The organism is Methanothermococcus sp. (assembly GCF_015523155.1).
GTDB lineage: Archaea > AGJL01 > Methanococci > Methanococcales > Methanococcaceae > Methanofervidicoccus.
Genome location: NZ_WAKW01000001.1, coordinates 1 through 25,450, shown reverse-complemented (window position 1 = coordinate 25,450; position 25,450 = coordinate 1). Strand labels below are relative to the sequence as shown.

Annotated in this window: 20 protein-coding genes, 2 tRNA genes, 3 rRNA genes and 1 other RNA gene; 10 read left to right on the top strand and 16 right to left on the bottom strand. The window is 36.0% G+C overall.

All coding sequences use genetic code 11. The features are described from left to right. The first annotated feature begins 13 nt into the window (after positions 1–13). The 5 genes from F7B34_RS00130 to F7B34_RS00110 all read left to right on the top strand — a co-directional run bounded on the left by F7B34_RS00130 (position 14) and on the right by F7B34_RS00110 (position 2,085). Positions 14–148, top strand: coding sequence for a hypothetical protein (locus tag F7B34_RS00130; RefSeq protein ID WP_292459322.1), 135 nt, complete (start codon positions 14–16; stop codon positions 146–148). Between the two features lie 2 nt (positions 149–150). After that, positions 151–348, top strand: coding sequence for a hypothetical protein (locus F7B34_RS00125; RefSeq protein WP_292459321.1), 198 nt, complete (start codon positions 151–153; stop codon positions 346–348). Positions 349–510: 162 nt separating this feature from the next. Then, positions 511–777 carry a hypothetical protein gene (locus F7B34_RS00120; protein WP_292459319.1) on the top strand — a complete coding sequence of 89 codons (267 nt, stop codon included), beginning with the start codon at positions 511–513 and terminating at the stop codon, positions 775–777. An 83-nt stretch (positions 778–860) separates the two neighbouring features. Beyond that, positions 861–1,142, top strand: a complete 282-nt coding sequence (locus F7B34_RS00115) for a DUF2540 domain-containing protein (protein ID WP_292459318.1) — start codon at positions 861–863, stop codon at positions 1,140–1,142. After that, positions 1,102–2,085 (top strand): site-specific integrase, encoded by a 984-nt coding sequence (locus F7B34_RS00110; RefSeq protein WP_292459316.1) that lies wholly within the window; start codon positions 1,102–1,104, stop codon positions 2,083–2,085. The genes F7B34_RS00115 and F7B34_RS00110 overlap by 41 nt, the downstream gene beginning before the upstream one ends. A gap of 101 nt (positions 2,086–2,186) precedes the next feature. Here F7B34_RS00110 and F7B34_RS00105 read toward each other — a convergent pair. The 4 genes from F7B34_RS00105 to F7B34_RS00090 form a co-directional block, all read right to left on the bottom strand. Then, positions 2,187–2,273: transfer RNA gene (locus tag F7B34_RS00105), tRNA-Ser, on the bottom strand. 72 nt (positions 2,274–2,345) lie between these two features. Continuing rightward, on the bottom strand, positions 2,346–2,942 hold the full coding sequence (locus F7B34_RS00100) for an EMC3/TMCO1 family protein (RefSeq protein ID WP_292459314.1): 597 nt from the start codon (positions 2,940–2,942) through the stop codon (positions 2,346–2,348). A gap of 60 nt (positions 2,943–3,002) precedes the next feature. Further along, positions 3,003–3,581 carry an adenylate kinase gene (locus F7B34_RS00095; protein ID WP_292459312.1) on the bottom strand — a complete coding sequence of 193 codons (579 nt, stop codon included), beginning with the start codon at positions 3,579–3,581 and terminating at the stop codon, positions 3,003–3,005. Between the two features lie 126 nt (positions 3,582–3,707). After that, positions 3,708–4,106: an Sjogren's syndrome/scleroderma autoantigen 1 family protein gene (locus F7B34_RS00090; RefSeq protein ID WP_292459310.1), complete on the bottom strand. Its 399-nt coding sequence runs from the start codon at positions 4,104–4,106 to the stop codon at positions 3,708–3,710. 189 nt (positions 4,107–4,295) lie between these two features. Here F7B34_RS00090 and gatE point away from each other — a divergent pair, with 189 nt between their 5' ends. The 4 genes from gatE to F7B34_RS00070 all read left to right on the top strand — a co-directional run bounded on the left by gatE (position 4,296) and on the right by F7B34_RS00070 (position 9,418). After that, positions 4,296–6,215 carry a Glu-tRNA(Gln) amidotransferase subunit GatE gene (gene gatE / locus F7B34_RS00085; RefSeq protein WP_292459308.1) on the top strand — a complete coding sequence of 640 codons (1,920 nt, stop codon included), beginning with the start codon at positions 4,296–4,298 and terminating at the stop codon, positions 6,213–6,215. 67 nt (positions 6,216–6,282) lie between these two features. Further along, positions 6,283–7,776 (top strand): ATP-binding protein, encoded by a 1,494-nt coding sequence (locus F7B34_RS00080; RefSeq protein ID WP_292459306.1) that lies wholly within the window; start codon positions 6,283–6,285, stop codon positions 7,774–7,776. Next, the gene (locus F7B34_RS00075; protein WP_292459305.1) at positions 7,760–8,647 is read left to right on the top strand and encodes a YkgJ family cysteine cluster protein; all 888 of its coding nucleotides are present in this window, start codon (positions 7,760–7,762) and stop codon (positions 8,645–8,647) included. Before F7B34_RS00080 ends, F7B34_RS00075 begins: the two co-directional genes overlap by 17 nt. A 201-nt stretch (positions 8,648–8,848) precedes the next feature. Next, a complete protein-coding gene (locus F7B34_RS00070) occupies positions 8,849–9,418 on the top strand; it encodes a zinc ribbon domain-containing protein (RefSeq protein WP_292459303.1) in 570 nt (189 codons plus the stop codon). Here the strand turns inward: F7B34_RS00070 and F7B34_RS00065 are convergent. The 6 genes from F7B34_RS00065 to F7B34_RS00040 form a co-directional block, all read right to left on the bottom strand. Beyond that, positions 9,415–10,218, bottom strand: a complete 804-nt coding sequence (locus F7B34_RS00065; protein WP_292459302.1) for an MBL fold metallo-hydrolase — start codon at positions 10,216–10,218, stop codon at positions 9,415–9,417. The genes F7B34_RS00070 and F7B34_RS00065 overlap by 4 nt on opposite strands. Positions 10,219–10,306: 88 nt before the next feature. Beyond that, complete coding sequence (locus F7B34_RS00060) at positions 10,307–10,684, bottom strand: hypothetical protein (protein WP_292459300.1); 378 nt, start codon at positions 10,682–10,684, stop codon at positions 10,307–10,309. Positions 10,685–10,853: 169 nt separating this feature from the next. After that, entirely contained in the window at positions 10,854–11,648 is a 795-nt protein-coding gene (gene uppS, locus F7B34_RS00055; protein ID WP_292459299.1) for a polyprenyl diphosphate synthase, read from the bottom strand. Between the two features lie 45 nt (positions 11,649–11,693). Then, a complete protein-coding gene (gene mtxX, locus F7B34_RS00050; protein WP_292459297.1) occupies positions 11,694–12,431 on the bottom strand; it encodes a methanogenesis marker protein Mmp4/MtxX in 738 nt (245 codons plus the stop codon). 104 nt (positions 12,432–12,535) lie between these two features. Further along, positions 12,536–12,874 carry a DUF192 domain-containing protein gene (locus tag F7B34_RS00045; protein ID WP_292459295.1) on the bottom strand — a complete coding sequence of 113 codons (339 nt, stop codon included), beginning with the start codon at positions 12,872–12,874 and terminating at the stop codon, positions 12,536–12,538. Beyond that, a complete protein-coding gene (locus F7B34_RS00040) occupies positions 12,852–13,691 on the bottom strand; it encodes a hypothetical protein (RefSeq protein ID WP_292459294.1) in 840 nt (279 codons plus the stop codon). Before F7B34_RS00040 ends, F7B34_RS00045 begins: the two co-directional genes overlap by 23 nt. A 196-nt stretch (positions 13,692–13,887) precedes the next feature. Between F7B34_RS00040 and F7B34_RS00035 the strand changes: the two genes are divergently transcribed. Then, positions 13,888–15,006, top strand: a complete 1,119-nt coding sequence (locus tag F7B34_RS00035) for an AAA family ATPase (protein ID WP_292459292.1) — start codon at positions 13,888–13,890, stop codon at positions 15,004–15,006. Positions 15,007–15,037: 31 nt separating this feature from the next. Here F7B34_RS00035 and F7B34_RS00030 read toward each other — a convergent pair whose 3' ends face one another. From F7B34_RS00030 to F7B34_RS00005, 6 genes are all read right to left on the bottom strand, one after another. Then, the gene (locus F7B34_RS00030) at positions 15,038–19,993 is read right to left on the bottom strand and encodes a DNA-directed DNA polymerase II large subunit (RefSeq protein WP_292459290.1); all 4,956 of its coding nucleotides are present in this window, start codon (positions 19,991–19,993) and stop codon (positions 15,038–15,040) included. 127 nt (positions 19,994–20,120) lie between these two features. Further along, an RNA gene (rnpB, locus tag F7B34_RS00025) (RNase P RNA component) lies at positions 20,121–20,359 on the bottom strand. Positions 20,360–20,425: 66 nt separating this feature from the next. Continuing rightward, positions 20,426–20,540: ribosomal RNA gene (gene rrf, locus F7B34_RS00020) — 5S ribosomal RNA — on the bottom strand. A gap of 51 nt (positions 20,541–20,591) precedes the next feature. Then, positions 20,592–23,570: ribosomal RNA gene (locus tag F7B34_RS00015) — 23S ribosomal RNA — on the bottom strand. Positions 23,571–23,660: 90 nt separating this feature from the next. Further along, positions 23,661–23,733, bottom strand: a tRNA-Ala gene (locus F7B34_RS00010). 49 nt (positions 23,734–23,782) lie between these two features. Continuing rightward, a 16S ribosomal RNA gene (locus F7B34_RS00005) occupies positions 23,783–25,251 on the bottom strand. Together the 16S, 23S and 5S rRNA genes with 1 tRNA gene alongside form the textbook arrangement of a ribosomal RNA operon. Between the last annotated feature and the right edge of the window lie 199 nt (positions 25,252–25,450).

Below are 25,450 nucleotides of genomic sequence, written 5' to 3'. Positions count from 1 at the left end.
AAGAGGTGTAAATATGGAAGTAAATGAACAAATGCTATCAAGTATGATAAGAAAAGGCATGGGATGGGTATTGGCACTATTGGAAGAAACAGATGATAAAAAAATAGCAATGGTAATAACAAAACATAAGGAAAAAAGGCATATTTAAGAATGGAACTTGAAGATAAGAAGGAACTATATGATAAAGTATTGGACTATTTCATGAGCTCAGATAATAAGGATATTTTCTTTGAAGAATTAAAAAAAGAAATTCAAGTTGAGGATATTTTCTTAGTGGATACATTGGAAGAACTAATTGAGGATGGAGAAATATACGAGCCAAGAGATGGGGTTTATAGGGTATTATAACAATGTGAATACCATCGGGCTGATTGATGTTGAAAAATAGGGGGTTGTGTGAATCGGTAGGGGCATAGAGTATTAGGGCTATAAAAAATAATTCTTCCCCCTTTTGCTCTAAATCGATTTTGTGAATGCGTGAATTTAAGTTTATAAATATATGGTGATAAAATGAACATACATGATATTACGCACAGGATGGGAATAATATATCAGCATGTTTTAGGTGACGATAATGACTTGGAAAAATGCTTTTTAAGGTGGGGTGCTGAACTTGATGAAGATAATTGGGAAGAATATAGTAAAGCATTGGCACAATGGAAGGCAATTAAGGAAGGAGTTGAGATGGCAATGGAGGAGTTAAAACTATTACAAAAATGGATGGAAGAAATGGGGTATGATGAAGATATTGATGAAGAAGATATTGAGGATGAGTAATACTACCAACCCCAGAGCTCTGCAAGTTTAGTAATACTGATGAGTCGGAGCTCCGGGAACATAATATGATATGTGGTGATGTTATGTATAAACGATTTAACCTATACAAAAAACTTCCAGCAAGGAAGGTTAGGTTCTTTCTGCATGAACTTTTAAAATTGGATGTGGTGGATGTTAATTTATTAGTTGAGGTGGCAGATTTACCTAAAAAATACCAATCAAGATTGGTATTAACAGAAGAGGAAGAAGAGATAATTAAAAGATACGGGAACAAAACATCAGAGTTATTAAATTATGCAATTTACAAGTATGAGAAGGGATTATATGGAACCGAGAATAGAGACACTATTTATCAGGAAGGCTAAGAAAAAACCAAAAGAAGAAAGAGAAGAGGAAAACAAATGGCTGGAACAATTCAAGGAAGAAAGACTATATGATAAAGTTTCTAAAAAGACATTAGGCACTGATTTATCCAGATTGGATATTTTTTTAACCTTTTGTAAGGAGCGATTGAAAAAAGAACCTAACGAACTAACAACAAAAGATTTTATTTCATTTTTTAACTATTTAGACACAGAAAGAGGGATAAGTCTTAATACCCAAGATAAATACTTCAAATTATTGAAAGTATTTTATAGATATTTCAAACTAAACAATATTGATGAATTTATAAGAGATTCAATGGAAAGGGGACGGTTCAGAAGGATAGATAAAAAGCATTATGATGCCATTACTGCTGATGAATTTGATAAAGTTTTAAAGAAAATAATACAATCAAAAAGAAAATGTAAAGAAAGGGACATACTAATTCTTAGATTCCTGTGGGATACTGGAGCAAGAGCTGGGGAAGTGTTGGACATTAAGTTTAAAGATGCAGATTTGAAAGAGGGCACATTTAAATTAAGAAAGACTAAGACAAAAGAGGAACGGACTGTGGTATGTGCAAAAGACACACTTGAATTTTTAAAACATCATATTAGGTTTAATATCAATCAGTCTCCTGATGCCTATTTGTTCCAAAACGATAGGGGGGAAAAGGTAAGAAGAGACCATTTAAGCAAGTTGTTTAAATGGGCTGTTGATGAACTCAAAAAAGAAGGTAAAATTGCAAAAAATAGGGATTTGGTTCTTCATTCAATAAGACATGGTTTTATTACAAGGATGTTAGATTCAGGAGTTCCATTAGAAGTAATAAGTGCCTATGTTGGACATTCAACTATCAACACTACAATGATATATGCTCATGCAAAAGAGAGGGTTGGCATCCACATGGAAACAATTAAATCAAAAATTAATGAAGTCCGATAGGTTTAAAAGCATTTGGTTTTAATAGACTATCGGATTAATCCAAGTGATTAATTACCTTGAAAATAGGGAGTTTTTGACCTTGAAATGGTAAAATAAAAAGGCGCGGAGGAAGGGATTTGAACCCTTGCGGGGCAAAGCCCCACCGGATTTCAAGTCCGGCGCCATAGTCCAGGCTCGACCACCTCCGCACTTAACCTATTTATTAAATGCATAAAGTAATATATATACTTTTTGGTTAAAAGATATATGGGAGATTATATTTATTTTATTCCCATTACCTTCCTCAAAATCATTGATGTAGCCATTGAACACAAAATATACCATCCAAGCCATCCAAGTGCTTCATTGGAAACTGTACCAAATCCACCGTGATAAAATATACCACCAAGCCAGTGGAAAATTGATACAAATAGTATTTTTGATAATATTAACGGTAAATGAACTACCACTCCATTCCATGTAGGATTTAACTGATGAACAATCCCTCCAAAACCATAAACATGCCTTAAATATGCAAATATTGCTATAATTGGAACCCATGTGTAAATCATAGGTTTGAAGCTCATCTTCATCATTTCCATCTGCATTGCCATCATTTTTTGCTGTTCTTCCTGCAATTGTTTCATAAGTTCGGGGTCTTTTGCTGCTTTTTTTGCTTTAACTTGGAATTCTTGAATTTCCTTTTTCAATTCTGCCATCCTATCTTGATTAACAAGCAATTTTGTAGCCAAATTTATTATAAGCGAAACTATAAATGCTATAATTAATATAGCAATGGCAGGATGCATATGTGTAATAAGCGGCATAAATACAGCATCTAATGAAGTATAGTATATGTTAAAAATAGATTCAAACATTTTATCCCTTATTATTTTTATTTTTATAATAAACCTAAATTAAATATTAAAATATAAAATTTATTTTAAAACTGAAATTAGCTCTTCAATAGCATCATCCAATAATTTATCTTTATTTTTAACTATTTTCACGGTAGCTCCTGTTAAAACCCCATAAGCCATTGCGGCACATCTATTCATAAATTGGTGCTCTTCTATGCTGTTAGTCATTTCTAAATCCCTATTTCTTGTTTCATCGCCCAATCTCCTCATTAAAATTTCATCACCTGTTGTCTCAACAACTACAATTGTATCTGGATTGAGCTCATCCAATACCCATTTTGGAAGTCCTGGTAAATATCCCTTAGGTGTTTTAACTGTGCTGTGAGTATCTACTGCAACAGGTGAATCCATAGCCATTTCTGCAATTTTTCTTCCAGCCATTTTTTGAATTCTTTTTTGAGTATCGGGGTCTAATTTTCTCATTTGGTCTCTATTCTCCACAAGATTTTCAGATTTTGCCACTTCAAACATTACAGTTCCAAAATTAACCATTTTGTAATTAATGCCTTCTTCTTTTAATTTTTCCATAGCTTTCTGCGTAATTGTGGTGCCACCTACACCCGGGACTCCTGTAACCACTACCAATCTATTTTTCATGTACTCTCACCTTTTTAAGTTATTATTATAATAATTTTTTAAAAATCTTAAATAAGATATATTTATATTTTACAGAAACTAAAATAAATATACATTTTGGGCTTATCTAATATATAATATTTATTATTATTTATCTTCTATTTTTATATTACATACATTTTTTAATTTAATTAGTAATTCAATAGCATTTCCTATTTCAATTATTCTACTTACATCTGTTTCGCTGTCCAATTTTTTTAATAAATAGTTTATTTTTTTATCTATAATTTTATTATTTTCTTTTGAAGGGGATGATTTAAAACAAGATACATTCTCTTCCTTCACTTCTTTTTTAAGAGAGTCGTTTTTATTATAGTTATGATCATTATAATTACAATTTGGACAATATATATTGCCATTTTTATCTTCAAACAGTGGAAAACCGCATTTTTTACAGTGTTTTCCAAGCATCTTAGAACCTTTGAGCATTTCCTTAGATGCAACTTTTATAATATTATCTTCTTCATTTGCATTCTCATATTCCATGAACTCACCAAATTAAATAAAATATATAATTTAGAAATAATCTTAAATAAACATTAATTATAAAAGGGTTTTATATTATTATCTTATATTTTATTATTTCTCGTATAAAAAGGATATATATTTATGATTATTATTTATAATTTATAATCCTATATTTATAGGATGATAATTATAAGCATTGGTGATAAAATGGAAATAGATTATAAAAATTTAGGATTAAAGGTAGGTTTAGAGATACACCAACAACTAAATACAAAAAGGAAGCTTTTCTGCAATTGTCCAACAATAATAAGGGATGATGAACCAGATGGTGAGATTAAAAGGGTATTGAGAACATCTCAAAGTGAGATGGGAGAGATAGATAAAGCAGCACTTATTGAATCTAAGAAGGGTAAAACGTTCATCTACCAATATTACAACGATACAACATGTTTGGTTGAATTGGATGAAGAACCGCCACATCTACCATCAGAAGAAGCCATAAAAACCGCATTGCAGGTATCTTGTTTAATGAATATGAATATAGTCGATGAAATCCACACAATGAGGAAAATAGTAATTGATGGTTCAAATACATCAGGATTTCAAAGAACCATGTTTGTTTCAAATGATGGATATATTGAAACAGAATACGGAAAAGTAGGAATTACAAGCCTATGTTTAGAGGAAGATGCTTGCAGAAAGATAGAGGATGGAAAAGATTATATAATATACCGTCTCGACAGATTGGGAATACCATTATTGGAAATTACCACAGAACCGGACATCACATCCCCAAAGATGGGAAAGGAGGCTGCAAGACGAATAGGTATGATATTAAGGGCAACTGGAAAGGCAAAGAGAGGGCTTGGAACAATAAGACAGGATGTAAATATATCAATTAAAAATGGAGCAAGAATAGAGGTTAAAGGAGTTCAAAACCTTGATTTGATTGAAAAAATAATTGAAAATGAAGTAATTAGACAGATTAACTTACTGGAAATAGCGCGCACATTAAAGGAAAGAAATGCCGAAATTATAGATGAAATAGTTGATATAACGGAACTCCTAAAAGACACAAAATCAAAGGTAATTAAAAATGCGTTGAAGAAGAAAAATGGAAAGATAAAGGCAGTATTGTTAAAAGGATTTGGAGGACTCGTTGGAAAAGAAATCCAGCCAGGTAGAAGGTTGGGAACTGAATTATCAGATAGAGCAAAGGTGATTGCAGGAGTGGGTGGTTTGTTCCATACGGATGAGCTCCCAAACTATGGAATTACCCAGGAGGAAGTGGATAAATTAAAAGAATATGTTGGAGAAAAACTTAAAACAACCTTTACTGAAAAAGATGCCATTGTTCTTATAGCTGATGAAGAAAGTAAGGTAGATAGGGCATTATATGCAATTGTTGAAAGAGCTCAGGAGGCAATTGTTGGAGTTCCTGAGGAAACTAGAAAGGCTCTTGAAAATGGAAACACATCATATTTAAGACCACTTCCAGGCTCTGCAAGAATGTATCCAGAAACCGATATTCCAGCCATAAAGATAAATGAGGAAGTTATTGAAGATATAAAAAACAATTTACCAGAGATGCCTGAGGAAAAATTGGAAAGATTTATGAAAGAATATGGATTAAACAAGGACTTGGCAGGAATTATGGTAATGTCTCATCGTGTTGAAATATTTGAAAAATTATGTAAAAAATATAAGGATAAAAATATAAAACCAACGCTCATTGCCACAACATTGGAGGGAACATTGAGGGAAATTAAAAGGGAAGGTTATGATATAGATGTTTTAATGGAAAGACACTTTGATATGGTATTTGAAGGATTATCCAATGAAAAAATGTCAAAAGAGGCGGTTATTGAAGTATTAAAAGGATTTGCAGAATATCCTGAAAAGGATTTAGATGAGATTTTGGAAATAAAAGGTCTTAAATCACTATCAAAAGAAGAGGTTGAGAAGATAATAGAGGATATAATAAACCAAAACATTGATGTTGTAAAAAGCAAAGGTATGGGAGCTATGGGAATGTTGATGGGTAGATGTATGGCAGTTTTGAGGGGTAAAGCTGATGGAAAGTTAATAAACAGCATATTGAAGGAGAAGTTAATGAATACGCAATAAATAATAAAAAATAATAAAATATACTTTTTTATAATATTATACGATATTAATCATTTAAGGAGATATTATGAAAGAAATTTTAGGATATATTGTTGGAAAAACCACAAACACCGAGCTCTCATTTTTATCGGATAAAATTCCAGAAATTGGTAGTTATGTTTCCATAAAATACGACGATGGAAAGGAAATTCTTGGGATGGTTGAGGGAGTAATACAAGGATGTCCAGTTTTTGATGAGATTTTAAATGTAAAAGATCTATTAAAGTTAAAAAAATTGGAAATAGAAGATTCATTTTACATAATGGGTAAGATAAAAGTTTTAGGAGATACTGATAATAAGAAAATTCCAAGAACTCCACCAAAACCAGGAACTGAGGTATGTGTAGCCGATGATAAATTATTAAAAAAGATGTTTTCAAATGGACATATTGAAATAGGAAAGCTCATTTCAAAGAATGTTCCCGTTAAATTGGATGCAAACAAATTATGTTCAAGACATTTGGCAATACTTGCAATCACAGGGATGGGGAAGTCAAATACCGTTGCTGTGTTGCTCTCTGAGTTAAATAAATTAAATGCCACTGTGCTTGTGTGTGATGTGCATGGGGAGTATAAGTATATTCAATCTCGCGACTCAAATAATAAATTAAAAACACATATTATAAAGCCAAAAATAAATATTTACAATATTGGTAGCGGTAGTTTGGCAGATTTAGCCGGCGTAGATGTTCAGGCAACAAAACAAAGACCCTATATTAGAAAGGCGATAAAAAATGTAAAAAACCGATACAAAGAAAGTGATTTCAATTCTGCGGAGGAGTATATAAACGAAGTGATAGCAGAACTGGAATCATTTATAGAAATTAATAAAAAAGATGCCGACAGCATTCAAACCGCAATTTTTAGATTGGAGGATATGTTGCAATTTAAAAAGCATTTAATAGCTCTTCATTATAATCCAATAGATGAAATAAGGGATAATCACATAAACATACTTTCACTTGAAAGATTGGATGAAAACGACATGGATATAATTGTATCATATTTCTCAAAGGAAATATTGCGAGATAGAAAGGACTCTTTAAGAAGCGGAGCTCCAAAACCTATATTTATAATATTTGAAGAGGCTCATCTCTTTGTTCCGCAGAACCGACATACAAAATCGAAATTATATATATCGAGAATAGCCAGAGAAGGTAGGAAATTTGGGGTTGGAATATGCCTTGTGTCTCAAAGACCAAAGACCCTTGACCAAGAGTCATTATCGCAGTGCAATAATTTAATAATTTCAAAATTAATAGAACCTTCTGACCAATCCCATGTGCAGCATGCCTCTGAAAATCTAAGTGAGGACTTGCTTAAACAGCTTCCTGGGTTGAATGTTGGTGAGGCTGTAATACTGGGTCCTGCATTAAAGATTCCTGCAATAGTTAAGATAAATAAATTTAATGGAGACTACGGCGGGGAAGATTTAGATATTGTAGGTATATGGGTTAATGATAATAAACATAATAATGAAGAAAGACTTTCATCCGATGATATGTTTGGAGGTTTGGATTAATAATTTTTTTATAAAAGAGGTGGGACTTACGAAATGGGAAATTACTTTCGACGGCATAACTTATGAATGCATCAATTGTGGATATTGTTGTAGCTGTAAGGATTGGAGAATATACTTATCATATTTTGACGCCTTGAAGTTAAAGGAATATGCAGAATATATTGAAAAGACAGGAGACATAAACGAGTTAGGATTCACTAAACGATTGAAGATAAATAAGAGAGGATGTGTCTTTTTGAATAAAGATAAGTTGTGTAATATCCAGATTGAAAAAGGATATGATTTTAAACCCACCATGTGTAAATTATTTCCATTTAGTTTTATGGTCAAATGGAATGGGGATTTGCTTTTAATAATTAAACATTACTGTAATGGTATTAAAAAAGGAAAATGCGATGATAAAATAATTAAACATGCCATAGAATGTTGTGAAGAGCTATATCTTGATGAGTTGGATAAAATAAGGCTTATTGGCATGGAATCTTCTGCAAAAACCAGACTAAACAAAGATACATTAATCACATGGGAGGAAAGGGAGGAGCTTGGAAGATATATTTTTGATAGCAGTAATTTAGATGAACTCTCTGAAAAATGTTGGGAACTATTAAAACTAAATATCTCCAAAGAAACAATCCATATGCACAATAATATACATAAATTAAACCTTAAAAGCGAAATCTTTATTAAAAATGAGAAAGAAATAATAAGATATTTAGGTGAGCTCAATAAAAGAGAGCATTTTAGAAAACTAAATTTTAAAAAAGAAATATGTTATTTAATAAATATTGGAAAAGAATTGAGCAAATATCCAAATGTATTTAGAGGTGAGGGAATCATCGATTCAAAGATTTTAAATTATAACATACGATAATTTCGCGAAAATTTACGAAAATAAATAATTATATATTAATATATAATTAACTCCAGTTAAATGAATATTATAATTTAAAATATACAGGAATACTGAGATATTGGGCTTTGATGCCGATATAAAAATATATCATCATCGTAAAATAATTAAGAGTGATGAGTGTTAAAGATGTAGATATTCCATATTGGAGGAGAGTTGATTATGACTGCAATAACACCAATTAATGAAGAAGAAAAAATGAGTATCTTAGCAGGACTCAGAAGCCATGTGCCTGCTACAAAATTAATAACTTTAAAGAAAATTGCAGATATAGCAGACATGAGACCTGAATCATTACAGTATATGGACATGACCGATAAAAGGACAATACAAGAAATAATAAATTCAATTGAGAAGATAGCCAATATAGACCAGGATGAAGTATTAAAAAGGGAAGCATTAATAAGCCTTGAAAAAATAAAGAATGCCTTAGGAACAAAATTTACCAAAGATTTGATAACCTGTAAAAATTGCGGAAAGATTATAGACTTAGGATGGGAATTCTGTGCAAACTGCGGAGCAAATATTAATAAAATGGAGTTTAAAGGAATAAAAAGATGCAAAAATTGTAATAAAAATATTTCTGAGGAATGGATATACTGTGCCCATTGTGGGATTTTACTAAGAGAAAAAGAAAAAAATTTAACATGTCCTAATTGTAAAAGACCTATTGACCCCTCGTGGATGGTTTGTCCATACTGTGGATATAGACTTAAAAGAATAAAAAATTAATTTTTCAAATTTGACACAATATATGATTCTTCCGTTAACTCAATTTTTAACCCTATTTTTGCAGGGATTATATTAATATCGGTATTTTTTGATATATACTCGCACTCTTTAATAGGATTGGTCATTTTCAATCCCATATGATTCATAACCACAATTTCTGGCTTTTTATTCATTTCATTTAACAAATCTATTAAATCATTTGAACATAAGTGACCTTTTATACGCTCATTTTTTTTCCTGACAACATTTGCCACAAGAACCCTTACCCCATTGAAATCATCAACTAGTGATTCTATAAACTCAGTATCACTTGTATATCCAATGTCGCCTTTTTTAGTGTTTACCCTTAAACCAATTCCAAAAGGATCTCCATGTTTTGTTTTTGTTGCAGTTAAATTAACATCCAAAATATCCACAGAATCCTTTGGATTTAATAAATAAACCTTTTCAGGTTTTGATTGGTGGTATTTTGATATTGCATTTTCATAATTTCCAAATCCTTCCAACACTGAAATATTACTTATTAAATAACCTCTTTTTTTTATCATGCCCCCAGTCATTGCCTCTATCATAATCTCGGCATCGGTATAATGGTCAGGATGGTCGTGAGATACAAAAACGGCATTTGTATTCCACGGGGATATTTTTAACTCATTCATCCTTACCAGAGCTCCGGGACCTGGGTCTATGTGCAATTTTGTTTTTTCCGTGTGTATCCTAAAACCACCTGTTCCCTTATTCTGTGAAATGGTTTCCCATCTACCTCCTCCAGCTCCTAAAAATATTATTTCAACACGCAAATTTACCACATCCTAAAATTATTTAAATCTAATAAAAAATAAGGTATCCAAATATAAATAAATTTTTAAAATTTAAAATATTAAAGAATTAATTGTCTACAAATTTAACATCTTTAAATATGCCATCTACTTCCACAATTACATAAGGGGATGTAATTAGCATACTACTGTTATTTTGAACGCTTTTATTTATATAAACTGTTATACTATTATTGCTATTTTTAATATTGTAATCAACAGGTTTTTTCCCGGCATAAACTGCTATAATAGTTTTATTTTTGTTTATCGATGTATAACTACAATAATATTTTTTGTCCTGTTCTCCATATTTTCCATATTCTATTATATTATACTCAATATATGTGGGATGTTTGTTCTCGCATTTATTATTGGTATTATTTATAGAGTTATTGTTAAAATACCCTAAATTATTGCTTTTATTATTAGATAAATTGTAAATCCCCATTTTATTAGTAGCATTGGTATTTTGATTATTTTGAATGTCTTGATTATAAATTTAAAATTTTTTGATATAATCATTAAAATCTAAACATGCAGATAAACATACCATTAAAAAAATTGAAAATAATACCAAAAATTTATTTTTTATTAAATTACCCATAGTATTCCCCTATTCACTTTCCAAATCTTCTTTGTCTCCTTTGATAGTCCCTAATAGACCTTAAAAAATCTATTTTTCTAAATTTAGGCCAGTATGTTTCACAAAAATAAAGTTCAGAATAGCTTGACTGCCATATTAAAAAATTACTTATTCTTTCCTCACCAGAAGTCCTTATTATTAAATCAGGGTTTGGATGGGGCAAATGGGATGTATATAAATGTTTAGATATGGTTTCCACAGTTATATCTTCAACATCCATCTCATTATTTTTTATTTTCTGAGCAATCTTTTTTATAGCATCCACAATTTCCTGCTGACCTCCATAGGCAATTGCAACATTTACAAAATAATTATCATAATCCTTTGTTTTATTTTCCGCATAATCTATTGCTTCCCTAACTCTCTCTGGTAGGAGCTCTATTCTACCGATGGCTTTTATATGTATTTTATATTTATGAACATCCTTATCATCTGCAATTTTCCTAAATTCCCTTTCAAATAAATCCATCAATTCATCAACTTCATCTTTTGGTCTATTAAAATTTTCAAGTGAAAATGAATACAAGGTTATTATTTTTATATTTAAACCTACACACCACCCTACAAACTCCCTTACCTTTTTTGCACCAATATAATGACCTCTTATAGGTTTATCCCCCATTATTTTTGCCATTCTTCTATTGCCATCCATTATAACCCCTATATGTTTTGGAACATTTTTTTTATTAATTTCCCTCTCAAGCATTTTCTCATAAAATTTAAATATTCCTATTTTATTAAAAAAATCGTAAATTTTAATTAAAATCAAATTCACCACCAAATCTTTAAATTTTTAAATTAAAGTTATTTAAATTCAAATTCTAATATTTCCCGCTAAAAATTTTATTGCATTATAATATCTATCCCAAGTTCCATTTCTACTGGTATCTATAAATTTTATATTGTTTTTATTTAAGACTACCGCACCGCATCCTTCAATACCGCAGATTAATCCCAAACATCTGAAAATTAAGTTCCCAGATATTCCATCAGGAGCTACAATTATATTGTATCCATCTTTTAGATATTCCTCTATTAATATGCCCTTATGTTTTATTATCAAGTCATTGTATTTATTATTAATATATTTAACAATATTTTCACATTCATCTATTGAACTGCTGATTTTTTTACTTCTACCATAATCTGAAAGTCTTCCTGCTGATAAAATTCCAATTTTCGGATTGTTTTTAGTATTAGTATTTAGAAAATTTATTGCATATTCTATTATATTTATTTTATCGTTGAAACTATTCTCATCATCCACTTCATCAACACCAACAGGAGAAAGTAAAAAATAATCATTTGTAAAGGGATTTTTTAAAATCGATGCCCTGTAAAACTTTCCAATATGTTCTTTTAAATATGGTATAACCTCGGAAGATGACAGCGTGCCTCTTATGGACCCATGCACTTTCTTTTTTACAGTTAATTCCACGAGTTCCTTTGGGTCGTCTATCAATTCGACTTCTATATTTTCATCTATCAATTTATTGTATGCCTTTAAAACTTCCTCCTCATTGGTTTTGCCAATTCCCATTAAATATTTCATAGTTTCCCTAATATAACTTAATTATATCAATTTTTATAATTAAAAGGTTTAAATTTAGAGTTATTTTAATTTTTATTATTATATTATTATTTTTTACTATTTTATTATTTATTACATTTTTTTATATCCAATCTATCTCCAACCTTTAAATCCAAATTACAGCTCTTCACTTCAATCATTGCATTTGAATAAACATTGGATTTATAGGTTTTCCATGGTTTTAAATTCTTAACAATACCTACAACTTTATTATCCCATAGAAAAATAACATCTATTGGATATTTCATAAAAAATGTGTGTATGTGGAGCTTTCTTTTATTATAATAGAATATAAACCCCTCATTATCATCTATATCCTTAAACATCAAACCAAAGGCTCTTTTTAAAAAATTATCTGCAATATTTAAATGATATAATTTGTTATTTAATTTTACCTCTAACATAATCCACCTTTTTATAAGGGATTGGTATATATTGAACAGAAGGTCGTTGAGTTACAGGTTGCTTATATAAATCAAACAGTTTATAAACCTTATTTGGAACCTCTGTATTTACGGATATTCCCAATTCTTTTAACTTTTTAACAGTTAATGGATAATCATGAGTCCATTTACCTGTTGAAAGTGTTTCAGAAATTTCCTTTGCTTTTTCATCAGGCATTTTATCCTTTAATAAATCATATACAAATTCTTTTACTTGTTGAATGGCTTTTTTTGAAACATCTGCAAGTATTAATGTTTCATCGTCGAGCTCATCAATATACTTGGAATTTACTGTATTTAATATAGATGCCGCAGGATATTGTCCTATTTGTGGGTCTACTGGACCCATTACTGCATTTTTATCCATTATGATTTCATCTACGGCTAGAGATATTAAACTACCTCCGCTCATTGCATAGTGCGGTATTATTACAGTTGTTTTTGCCTTATGTTCCTTTAACGCCATGGCTATTTGCTCGCTGGCAAGAACCAAACCACCAGGTGTGTGGAGTATTAAATCAATAGGCATATCATCGGGCGTCATTCTGATTGCCCTTAAAACCTCTTCACTATCCTCTATATTTATAAATCTATATATGGGTATTCCAAAAAGAGCCAGTTGCTCCTGCCTATGTATCATTACTATTACTCTAGTTTTTCTCTCCTTTTCCAATTCCTTGATACAATTATATCTTTGCAATAATTTCAATCTAAACATGAATTGTGGGTACATAAATAAAAATATAAAAAATATCCAAAAAAGACTTGATAGGTCCATGATTACACCATTGTTAAATACATATTTACTTAGAATTTTTTATTTTTCAAATTAAATGAACTTATAATTTATTTATAAAAGTTATTTATAAATATACCTATAACTATATAATATAAAAATACATTAATATATGGTGTATAAATATTATAATTATTATAATTATACATAATTTATTTATATAAATTGAGGTGTTCCAATGAACAGAATAAATATAAACACCATCAAAATAAAGCCATTACTATCAGAATCTTCAAAATTATCCGATGATGTTATGGCTTTAAAATATGTTATTATAGAACCTACGGGATTTCCCATTAAAATAAATAGCGAGAATTTAAAAATCACTATTGACGATCCAAAATTATTCAACGTATATGCGAGAGAGCAGTGGGAAGGCGAGAGTGTAAAAGAAGGGGATTATTTATTCGATAATACAATTATTCCTGATTACGCATTTAAAGTAATCTCGACATATCCCAAAGAAGGAGGCATTATCACGCGAGACACTTTGTTTAAATTAAAAACAGCGAGAACCCACAACAGCAAAGAATTTAAAAAAGCAAGATTTGACGAAGTAATAGGTCAGGAAAACGCAAAGAAAAAATGCAAAATAATTATAAAATATCTCGAATGTCCAGAACTATTTGGAGAATGGGCACCGAAAAATGTATTATTTTACGGACCTCCCGGGACTGGAAAAACACTTCTAGCAAGAGCTCTTGCAACTGAAACAGATGTTCCACTTTATCTTATAAAGGCAACAGAGCTCATAGGGGAACATGTGGGCGATGGTTCAAAGCAAATCCAAGACCTATACAATAAAGCATTAAATGATAGACCCTGTATTATATTTATAGATGAGCTCGATGCCATAGCACTTAGTAGGCAGTATCAATCATTAAGAGGGGATGTCTCAGAGGTCGTAAATGCACTATTAACTGAACTGGATGGAATACATGATAATGAAGGAATTGTAACAATTGCAGCCACAAACAACCCTGAAATGCTTGACAATGCCATAAGAAGTAGATTTGAAGAAGAGATAAAATTCGAGCTCCCAAATGATGATGACAGGTTGAAAATTATAGAGCTCTACACAAAAAAGATGCCGATAAAAGTCAAGGCAAATTTGAAGAAATATGTTGAAAAAACAAAAGGTATGAGCGGAAGGGACATTAAAGAAAAATTCTTAAAACCTGCACTCCATAAGGCGATATTGGAGGATAAAAAGGTTATTGAAGAAAAAGATTTAGATGACGCATTGACTAAATTATATGGGGATAAAAAAGAAATGCCTTTAAATCTGTATAGATAAAAAATTAAAAAATATAAAAAATAAAAATTAATTATCCCTTTTTAAAGAAATCTTCTATTTTTACCTGCTTATTTTTATCATTTTCAAATAAATTATCTATCCCTTCTTTAATTAATTCCAATCTCTGTTTTATATAATCACTTGCGTTGTATTTTTCAGCCATTTTCTGAGAAACTTCCATATACTTTTCCACAGCACCTTTTGAAACTGTTAATATCAATTTACTACCACATTTTGGACATACTCCTTTTAATGGAACTCTTCTAAATTTTGCCCCACATTTACATCTTACACTCTGTCTTGAAAATGCCCTTAAATTTCCAATTAAATCAGGGATGAAATGGGACTGAATTACCTTTTCAGCAACATCTCTTTCATCAGTTGCCCTTATTTTTTTTGCAACAGCTAATTGAGCTTCTGTTTTTTCAAGCATGGAACCTAATGTTTTATATGCACAAACCAACGGTCCAGCGTCAATACATGAAGTTTCATGGGTGTACCCAATACCTTCATACTGAGATGGCGTGCCCAATCTATCCTCAACAGTCTCTATTAATTCCTTTACCTCTTTTGGAGAAGGCATTTCAAGGGTTTTTTCATAGAATTCCAATGGATATTCCCAAACTGTATCCATATTATGAACTTCCCCATCAACCTCTTTTGGGTCAAGAAGTGTGGTTAATACAAGGGGGGCATCCATTTGTCCTCCTCTTTTATCTGGCAAAAATCGTTTGGAGAAGTTCAAAAATGCGTCTAAAAGTAAGAATATAGCGTCTTCGTCCCCATCACATTGGTAAGTTTGAATATTTGAATTTATAACTACATTGTGATACTTCTTTGCATTTAGGGAATATACAAATTCATCCTCTGCCTTGATGATGGTTTTATTTCTAACCTTAACAATGCAACCGTATTCTTTTAAGCCTTTTTTCGCTTTAAAATTCTTATGTGTATGTAATTCATAGATATTTTGTTTTTTAGAAGATGTAAATCCTATATTTTCAAAATATTTCATTGCCTGTATTCCATTGTAATCAATTCTATAAACTGTCGATTTTGGAATTTCAGTTCCTCTTTTTTCATGATATTTCATTGCAACATTTTCCCTTCTCCCATTTGCATTTTTATCCACGCCCCAGTTCCCATACAGTCCAAATTTTGATATCATTAATGTATCAATATCTTCCAATAATTTCTTATTTGCACTATATATTACTACAATAGGTCTTGTTTTTACGGCACTTCCATCTACTGTGAAGTATGCCGAAAGTATTAATTTAACCTTTTCCTTTGGGAGTTTAAATATGAATGAAGGCACTCTTTTATTGTGTGTATTTGTTCCTGTCTTTAATATCTCAGTGAATAATAAATGGATTATTCTTGAACCAACGGTTATTTTTCCGTCTCTTTCATATATTCCAAATCCATTCCCAAATGCCTCATTTAACGCATTTTTAAGGTCTTTATTTACCTCCTCATCGTAATTTGAGAAGTTTATTTGATAAACGCTACTGGTTTTTCTTACATATCCCTCTGCCAAATAATAGCCAATTATTTTTAATAGCGGTTCAATTTTGATGATTCTTTTTATATTTACCTTATCTCGCTTAACTGCAATAAATATATCTTTTGGAATATCAGATATATTCAATTCTGCATTTTTTAAAATTTTTAACAGCAAATTCAATGGTATTGTGTCCTGTTTTATATATTTAGTAATATTTTTAATCAGTTTTTCTTTTCCATTCTCACTTTTTTCATTTAAACAGTCTTTTAGAATATTATTTATTATCCAGTCAGATATTCCCCTAACCCTTATGAGTTCCCATATATTTTTATACTCATCCTTTGAGAGCTCCTCTAATAAATCAATATACTCAATATCCTCTTCCTCAAAATCCAATTTTGGAATTAGCATTAAGTCGTTTTCTTCAACATCCATTGCATTCTTTTTTATAAATTTATCCTCTTTTTCATTATATATCATTACTGGATGGTCTGGCGTGGTTTCAAAACTTCTTCCTGTGTCGAGCTCTATATTTATGAGATGGTTTGGAGAAGGTATTTTTAAAACTTCCTCAATATCTGTTAAAACTATTTTTTTATTTAATGTGTCAAAGGAATAAACCTTAATATTGTTGTTATTTTTAGGGTCTTTTTTAATATATGCCATATTTTTGTAATATTCATTATTATACAGGTTGTAGAGCTCTTCAATGGTAATTCTTTTTACTTCCCCATTGATATTTACCAATATACTCGTATTTGGTGGGAAGCAGTTTCTTCTCTTTGATGCATGGAAATATGGATGGGCATATCCAACATTTGCCTTACAATATCCTATAATCCTACCTACCATTCCCGCAGAAGTGTGCGGAGCCATTCCTATTACTAAATGACCTATCAAGTCCTCTTTATTTTTTACATTGTAAAATCTGGCTGTTTTATAGAATTTTTCAAGTAAATCATCAATAAACTTTGTTGCATTTACAAAATATTCTGCACAAGAATTCGGAATAATTACATCCTGCACTTTTAATTCTATCACTTGATTTTCATTAGTTATTGGATTGCCGTCTATATCCTTATCATAACCCAATTCCTTCAATTTTTCAATAGAAACATTTATTTCACAAGGTTTGAAATGAGTAATTGGCACATCTGTGCAATCAAATCTAAGGGTTCCATCTTTAAACACAAATACATTATTCATAGCTCTAAGTATGGCTTTTTCAAGTGGTTCAACTATTTTATCCTTTGATGTCATACCTTTAATACATTTTACATCTCCAGGTTTGTTTATTTTTAGATTTTCAAGTGCCTTATACCAATAATCCTTTAATGGGAGCTCCACTCTGTTAGGTCTTGATAATTCTACAAAAGTTCCACAAAATGGACATCTATTGTATAAACTTATTTTTCCACATTTTGGACATTTTCCATAAGATACCTCTATTGTACCAGTTTTTCCTTCTTCTACTGCCTTATTTATTAGTCTAACAACATTTCCCGCATTTCCTATTGGGAACAGACCATTTACTGGAGGTTTCATTTTTCTTGCAGCGGCTTTTTCAGGTCGTCCCATACGAGCCCCTATATAAATATAAGCTTTTCTTTTAATCTCAAATGGAGCAAGTAAATTTATAAGATGCATGGGATTTTTTGATTTATTATATATTTCGTTTATATCATCTACTGAATCTTGGTTTTTTTCAACATCGTATCCCATTGAGTATAGCAACGGATAATATTCATCTATTGAGATATATTTATTAATAGCATTATCCTTATTATCTCCTATATTATGATTAGTTAAAACATTATGACAACATCCTATAAGTTCTAAGATTCTCTTTGCCTTTACACTTTCTTCATCCTTTGGATTGTAGGGAACTAACCATATATCATGCTCTTTATCATTATATCCACTTAAAATCCATTTTCTCAATAATAATATATCATCTTTTGATACATCGTGCCAGTGGTATGTGTATCTTGGATGTAGTGGTGTTTCAGTTTCTATTGCAAATTTTACAGCTTCTTTTTGGTCTGGATTATCTATAAATTCTTTTTTATAAGTAATATCTCTTGAAATAAGTATTTTTTCATACCACTCCTCACACCAACTGCTTGGAAGTATTGGATGGTTGTTTTCAAGAAAATCTCCAAAATTAACTAAAATATCCCCTAAGAATAATATTTCTTCTACGGAGCTCCTATACTCCAATGCCTTTTCAATTGTGTCTATCCTTATTACATTTCCATTTTTTAACTTCACAATAGGCGGTTCTATACTATCTACTGGAACAACACATGTTGCCTTTCCAGGCCTTTCCGTTTTTAGCTGAGTTCCAACAGCCATGAAGTCATCTACTAAATACATAAGTGCTGGATGGAATCCATCCGTTGCAAATCCTGTATTTCTGCTTCTTCCATATCTTAATCTAAATCCACCTGTTTTTGAAGGATGAGCAAAAACTGGCCTTCCTGCAATGACCTCTCCTATAAATTTAGTGATGGCCTCAATTTCAATATCGTCATATAATTTACTGTATTCTTCAAATTCTTCATTATCAATTTCATTATCATTATCTTTTAATTCATCATCCTTTTCACTTTCATTTCCTTTTTCTTCTTTTTTACCTTTTAACTCCTTTAACCAATCCCATCCTTCAATTCCAAGTTTATCAACGTGCCTTAAAATTTTTGGAGCTTTTAAAAGCACACCTTCAACAAGTGCAAGGAGAGCTCCCCCTCTTATCTGGTTGGTTTCTACCCTGTCTAAATCCCTGTGTCCGCTGACTTCAACATCGTCTGTGGCTTCTCCTGTAATTTCTATTGATATATTTTTTACTGCTGTTCTCATTTCCTCAGCTTTTGGAGAATACTGAAAGCTACCTACTTCTGATTGATATAAATCAACCTCTTCCACATATCTTTCTATTTCATCCTCACTAGGTAGGTATCTATTTAATCCCATGTTTTTTCGGACATAATCACCAACAAGAACGGCTAGTGCCTGAGCCGTCCCTCCTGCACTTCTAATTGGTCCTGCAAAATATATTGCTAAATACTCACTTCCATCTTTGTTCTTTTTTATTTTAACATGGGCAATACCTTCAAGGGGGGCTGCCACAATTCCTTCTGTGATTATGGCTAACGCTGTTCTTACTGCCTGTTCTGCCAATTCCTCCCTATTTCCTCCATTTCCAAATTTTCCTTCAACTATTTCCTTGGCAATTTCCAATGCAGCAGGTTCTTTACCGAGCTCTGAAACTAATTCCCTAATTCTCTCAGATACTCCTTTTGGACCTACAAGCCCTTCTACCCTATCAGCCATATCTTTTGCCAAGGGTATCTCTACAAAATCCGTGGGGTCATATCCTTTTTTTCTGCATACCTCTGCAATACTGTAAATTTTTTTAACATTATCTAAAATATTTTTAAAATAAGATTCCATATCCTTAGAGGAGCTCACATGAAACATATCTTCACCATATTATCAAATTGTAAAATTGTAAATTTAGTAAAAATAATATATCCATCAAATATATAATATTAAAGTAAGTATTAGATATATCTAAATATATAAATACACATTTAAAAAATAATGGGCATGGGGACTATAGCCCGCCTTCTGTAATTTCGGCGACATTCAGCTAAGCGCCAAATGCTTGCACCCGTGCAGAATGGCCTCGTTTCACCGGTTCCTTGAAACTCCTCAATTTTCATATCATTGTCATCTGTTTCAAGGCCGTGTCGTTTCTATACGCCATTCAATCCTTCTCAGGATATTATGCACATAATGGGTGGGCGGAGCTTCCTCCTAAATGGGAGTCGCCAGTCCTCTTGCCCATAGTTTATATATTAAAAAGTCATATTGCACTCGAAAACTCGAAACTATACAGGATAAAAAAATGGCTAACGGCGTCACCCTGTTCCCACCAAAAGGCAGTAATTAGGGTATCGCTGGAGGGCTTAATTTCCGAGATCGGAACGGGATCGGATGTGGCACCTCCGCTATGACCGTTATGCCAAGAAAAATAAAGCGGGCATAAGCCCCTATATCTTTAAGTGTCCAAGTATCCCAATATCCCTCGGGCTTTTAGTACTAGCGAACTAAACACCTCGGGCGAACCCTTGGTGCTTACATCCCTAGCCTATCAAACCCGTCTTCTACGGGAGCCCTCGTCCCCGAAGGGACTGGCTGCCTGTTTTCAGGATGGGTTTCGGGCTTAGATGCTTTCAGCCCTTATCCCTTGGTGCGTGGCTGCTCGGCAATGCCCTGTCGGACAACCGATAGACTAGAGGCACCGGCGGTTCGTTCCTCTCGTACTAGAACCACCTTTCCCTCAGGCAGCCAACACCTCCAGCAGATAGCAACCAACCTGTCTCACGACGGTCTAAACCCAGCTCATGATCCCCTTTAATGGGCGAACAGCCCCACCCTTGGATCCTGCTGCAGATCCAGGATGGGAAAAACCGACATCGAGGTAGCAAGCCGCGGGGTCGATATGGGCTCTTGCCCGCGACAACTCTGTTATCCCCGGGGTAGCTTTTCTGTCATCCCTGGCCCCCATCGGTGAGGCACAGGGGTTCGTTAGGCCCGGCTTTCGCCTCTTGGTTGCGTATTTTGGGCAACCAAGTCAGGCCGGCTTTTGCCCTTACACTCAACAGCGGAGTCCTGACCCGCCTGAGCCGACCTTTGGGCCCTCCTGATGCATTTTTAGGAGGGTACCGCCCCAGCCAAACTGCCCACCTACCGGTGTCCCCCTACTTGGGTGAGGGACATGATCGTGGGAGGGTGGTGTCCCATGGTTGCCTCCACCTCCCCTGGCGAGGAGGTTTCGACGGCTCCCACCTACACTGTACACCCACAACCATGCCCCAACGGCAGGCTGCAGTAAAGCTCCACGGGGTCTTCGCTTCCCACTGGAGGTCTCCGGCCTTTGCACCGGAATGGTAGGTTCACCGGATTCCAGTCGGGGACAGTGGAGGTCTCGTTACGCCATTCATGCAGGTCGGAACTTACCCGACAAGGAATTTCGCTACCTTAAGAGGGTTATAGTTACCCCCGCCGTTTACTGGCGCTTCGCCCGGTTGTACCCGGGGTTCACGTACCAGCACTGGGCAGGCGTCGGCCTTAGTACACATCTTTTCAGACTAGCTAAGACCTATGTTTGTATTAAACAGTCGGACCTCCCTGGTCACTGCGACCAGCAACCCCACATATAAGTAAGGTCACTGGCACCCCTTCTCCCGAAGTTACGGGGCCATTTTGCCGACTTCCCTCGACTGGATTCATCCGATACGCCTTAGGATACTCACCTAGGGGCACCTGTGTCGGTTCTGGGTACGGTCATCTAAAATCCATGCCAGTTCCCTTTTCACGGGCTCCAGAGCTCGACCAAACCATCCTAACGGACAGCTCATCGTGCTTTCATCCGGTTCTCGTTATTACAACTCTCCCCGGACTTATACACTTGACTACCCAGACAAAAGTAGTTGGTCTACCCTGAAGCGTCAGAAACTGGCCTTGCGTTGCCGCGTGTATTTAGATGGCACAGGAATATTAACCTGTTTCCCTTTCCTTCCAAAGGAGTTACCTCGGAAGTTAGGACCGGCTTACCCACAGCTGACGAACATTGCTGTGGAACCCTTGCCCCTTCGGCGGTGGGGATTCTCACCCCACTTATGCTGTTACTACTACCGGGATCTTCATTTCTACGAGGTTCACCTGACTTCACAGCCAAGCTTCTGCCCTCGCAGAACGCCCCCCTACCGGATCACCTTTCGGTGCCCTCAGGTCTCGGTGGCCGATTTAGCCCCGTCCATTTTCGGGGCCCCTGACCTCGACAGGTGAGCTGTTACGCACTCTTTTAAGGATGGCTGCTTCTAAGCCAACCTCCCTGCTGTCTTAGGCCAAGGACACCCTTCGTGTTCACACTTAACCGGCACTTAGGGACCTTAACCTGAGTCGCGGCTATTCCCGTCTCGGACATACAGCTTACCCGTATGCCCTTACTCAGAGGCTGCAGCGACAACAGGTTCGGAGTTTGACAGAACGGCGAGGGCTTTCGCCCCCTAACCACCCTATCAGTGCTCTACCCTGCCGTCTACCTAACCTCCGGCTAACCTTAGGGTTACTTCGGGGGGAACCAGCTATCTCCGGGCTCGATTGGCCTTTCACCCCTAGACCGAGGTCAGAAGAGCGCTTCGAACGGCAGCACCTCTGCAGGCCTCCATCCCTCTGATGAGGGACTTCACCTTGCCCCGGCCTAGATCGCCCGGTTTCGGGTCGTATGGCTGTGACTCCGGGCCCTTAAGACCCCGTCCCTCGGCAAAGCCTGCGGACTTGTCGGTTTCCCTACGCCTCCGACCTTTAAGGTCTTAGGCTCGCCACAACCATACACTCCCCGGCCCGTTTTTCGAAACGGACGGCACAACCCTGGACTCTGCTCCTCGTACTACCCTTTTGCAAGGGATTCCTTTGGAACAGTTGCCTTTGGGGCCATGCCATACTATCCCTATCTGGTTTCAGGCTCTTTTCACACCCGATTAAGGGTGCTTTTCAGCTTTCCCTCACGGTACTAGTACGCTATCGGTCTTGGAACGTATTTAGGGTTGGAAGTCGATGCCTCCCAAATTCCCGCGCGATATCCAACGCACGGTACTCAGGGATACCTCAAACCCAGGTCGGTTATACCTACGGGACTTTCACCCTCTATGGTGTGCCGTTCCAGGCAACTTCGGCATCTCTTCCTGAGTTTTGAAGAGGGCCCTATAACACCACATCTCCCTTGCGGGATTCAGTTTGCCCTGTTCCGCGTTCAGTCGCCCCTACTAACGGAATCCCTATTGGTTTCTTTTCCTGCGGGTACTAAGATGCTTCAATCCCCCGCGTTCCCGATCCTTATGGATCGCCCAAAAGGGCAGGAAGTCCCATTCGGAAATCCCATGTTCTACGGCTGTATGCGCCTCGCATGGGCTTATCGCAGCTTACCACGTCCTTCATCGGCGTTCCAAGCCAAGCCATCCCCCAGATAGGATAATGGATATATGGGATACTTGGATATCACCAGATATAGAGGCTTATGCAACCATCATCTTAAATCAGGTTTAGTTCATAACCCTGTGGATTATGAACCTCGTTATGGACCCGGCGGGATTTGAACCCACGGCCTCCGCCTTGCAAGGGCGGCGCTCTCCCAACTGAGCTACGGGCCCAGTCCTCAGCCCGCAACCATTTAGTGCTTAGTAACGACCTTTTTTTCTTAGGAGGTGATCCAGCCGCAGGTTCCCCTACGGCTACCTTGTTACGACTTCACCCCCCTTGCTGAGCCCAGGTTCGACCCTAGCCAAAGGCTAGGGCCTCACCTCAACCCAACTCGGGTGGTGTGACGGGCGGTGTGTGCAAGGAGCAGGGACACATTCACCGCAGTATGTTGAACTGCGATTACTACGGATTCCAGCTTCACGTGGGCGAGTTACAGCCCACGATCCGAACTACGATTGGGTTTAGGAGATTTGCTTCCCCTTTCAGGGTCGCATCCCATTGTCCCAACCATTGTAGCCCGCGTGTAGCCCAGGGGATTCGGGGCATGCGGACCTATCGTTGCCCGCTCCTTCCTCTGGTTTAACACCAGCGGTCCCCTATGAGTGCCTTCTCCCCGGAGGAAGAAGTCGCAACATAGGGCACGGGTCTCGCTCGTTACCTGACTTAACAGGACGCCTCGCGGTACGAGCTGACGATGGCCATGCACCACCTCTCAGCGCTTCAGGTAAGGTCGTCAACCTGACCGTCATCATGCTGTCGCCCCTGGTGAGATGCCCGGCGTTGAATCCAATTAAACCGCAGGCTCCACCCGTTGTGGTGCTCCCCCGCCAATTCCTTTAAGTTTCAGTCTTGCGACCGTACTCCCCAGGCGGCGGACTTAATGGCTTCCCTTCGGCACCACCTGGGCCCAAGGCCCAGGTGACACCTAGTCCGCAGAGTTTACGGCCAGGACTACCCGGGTATCTAATCCGGTTCGCGCCCCTGGCTTTCGTCCCTCACCGTCGGACCCGTTCCAGACGAGTGCCTTCGCCATAGGTGGTCCTCCAGGGATCAACGCATTTCACCGCTACCCCTGGAGTACCCTCGTCCTCTCCCGGTCCCAAGTCCAGCAGTATCCCTGCCAGCCCTACGGTTGAGCCGTAGGATTTAAACGGGGACTTACTGGACCGGCTACGGACGCTTTAGGCCCAATAAGAGTGGCCACCACTCGGGCCGCCGGTGTTACCGCGGCTGCTGGCACCGGACTTGCCCAGCCCTTATTCCCCAAGCTATTTACACTTGGGAAAAGCCTATGCTGTGCATAGGCACTTGGGGTCCCCCCATCGCACTTTCGTGCATTGTGGAGGTTTCGCGCCTGCTGCGCCCCGTAGGGCCTGGGGCCGTGTCTCAGTCCCCATCTCCGGGCTTCCTCTCTCAAGGCCCGTACCGATCGTAGGCTTGGTGGGCCATTACCCCACCAACTACCTAATCGGACGCAGCCCCATCCTCAGGCGGATGTCCTTTCAGGGAAGGATCATTCCAGACCTCTTCCCCTATGGGGTATTATCCTCAGTTTCCCAAGGTTATCCCCCACCTGAGGGTAGGTTAGCCACGTGTTACTGAGCCGTCCGCCATGGACCGAAGTCCATAGACTCGCATGGCTTAGTCGAACCCCAATAGCAGTGGCCTCCGGCGGGATCAACCGGAATTATTTGCTAAGCAAAGCTTAGCAAACACTCTTTAGAGTCGGTCAAAAAGTTTTTGGAATTGACTCGGTCGTTACTAAGTATCACTTGGTTGCGGGCTTACATCAAACCTGAGCTCCTTTTCTCTCAGGCTATCATTGACTGCATAATATGATGGTGGTTTGGATAATGTATTGTTTTTAGGTTTGGAACAATATTATTT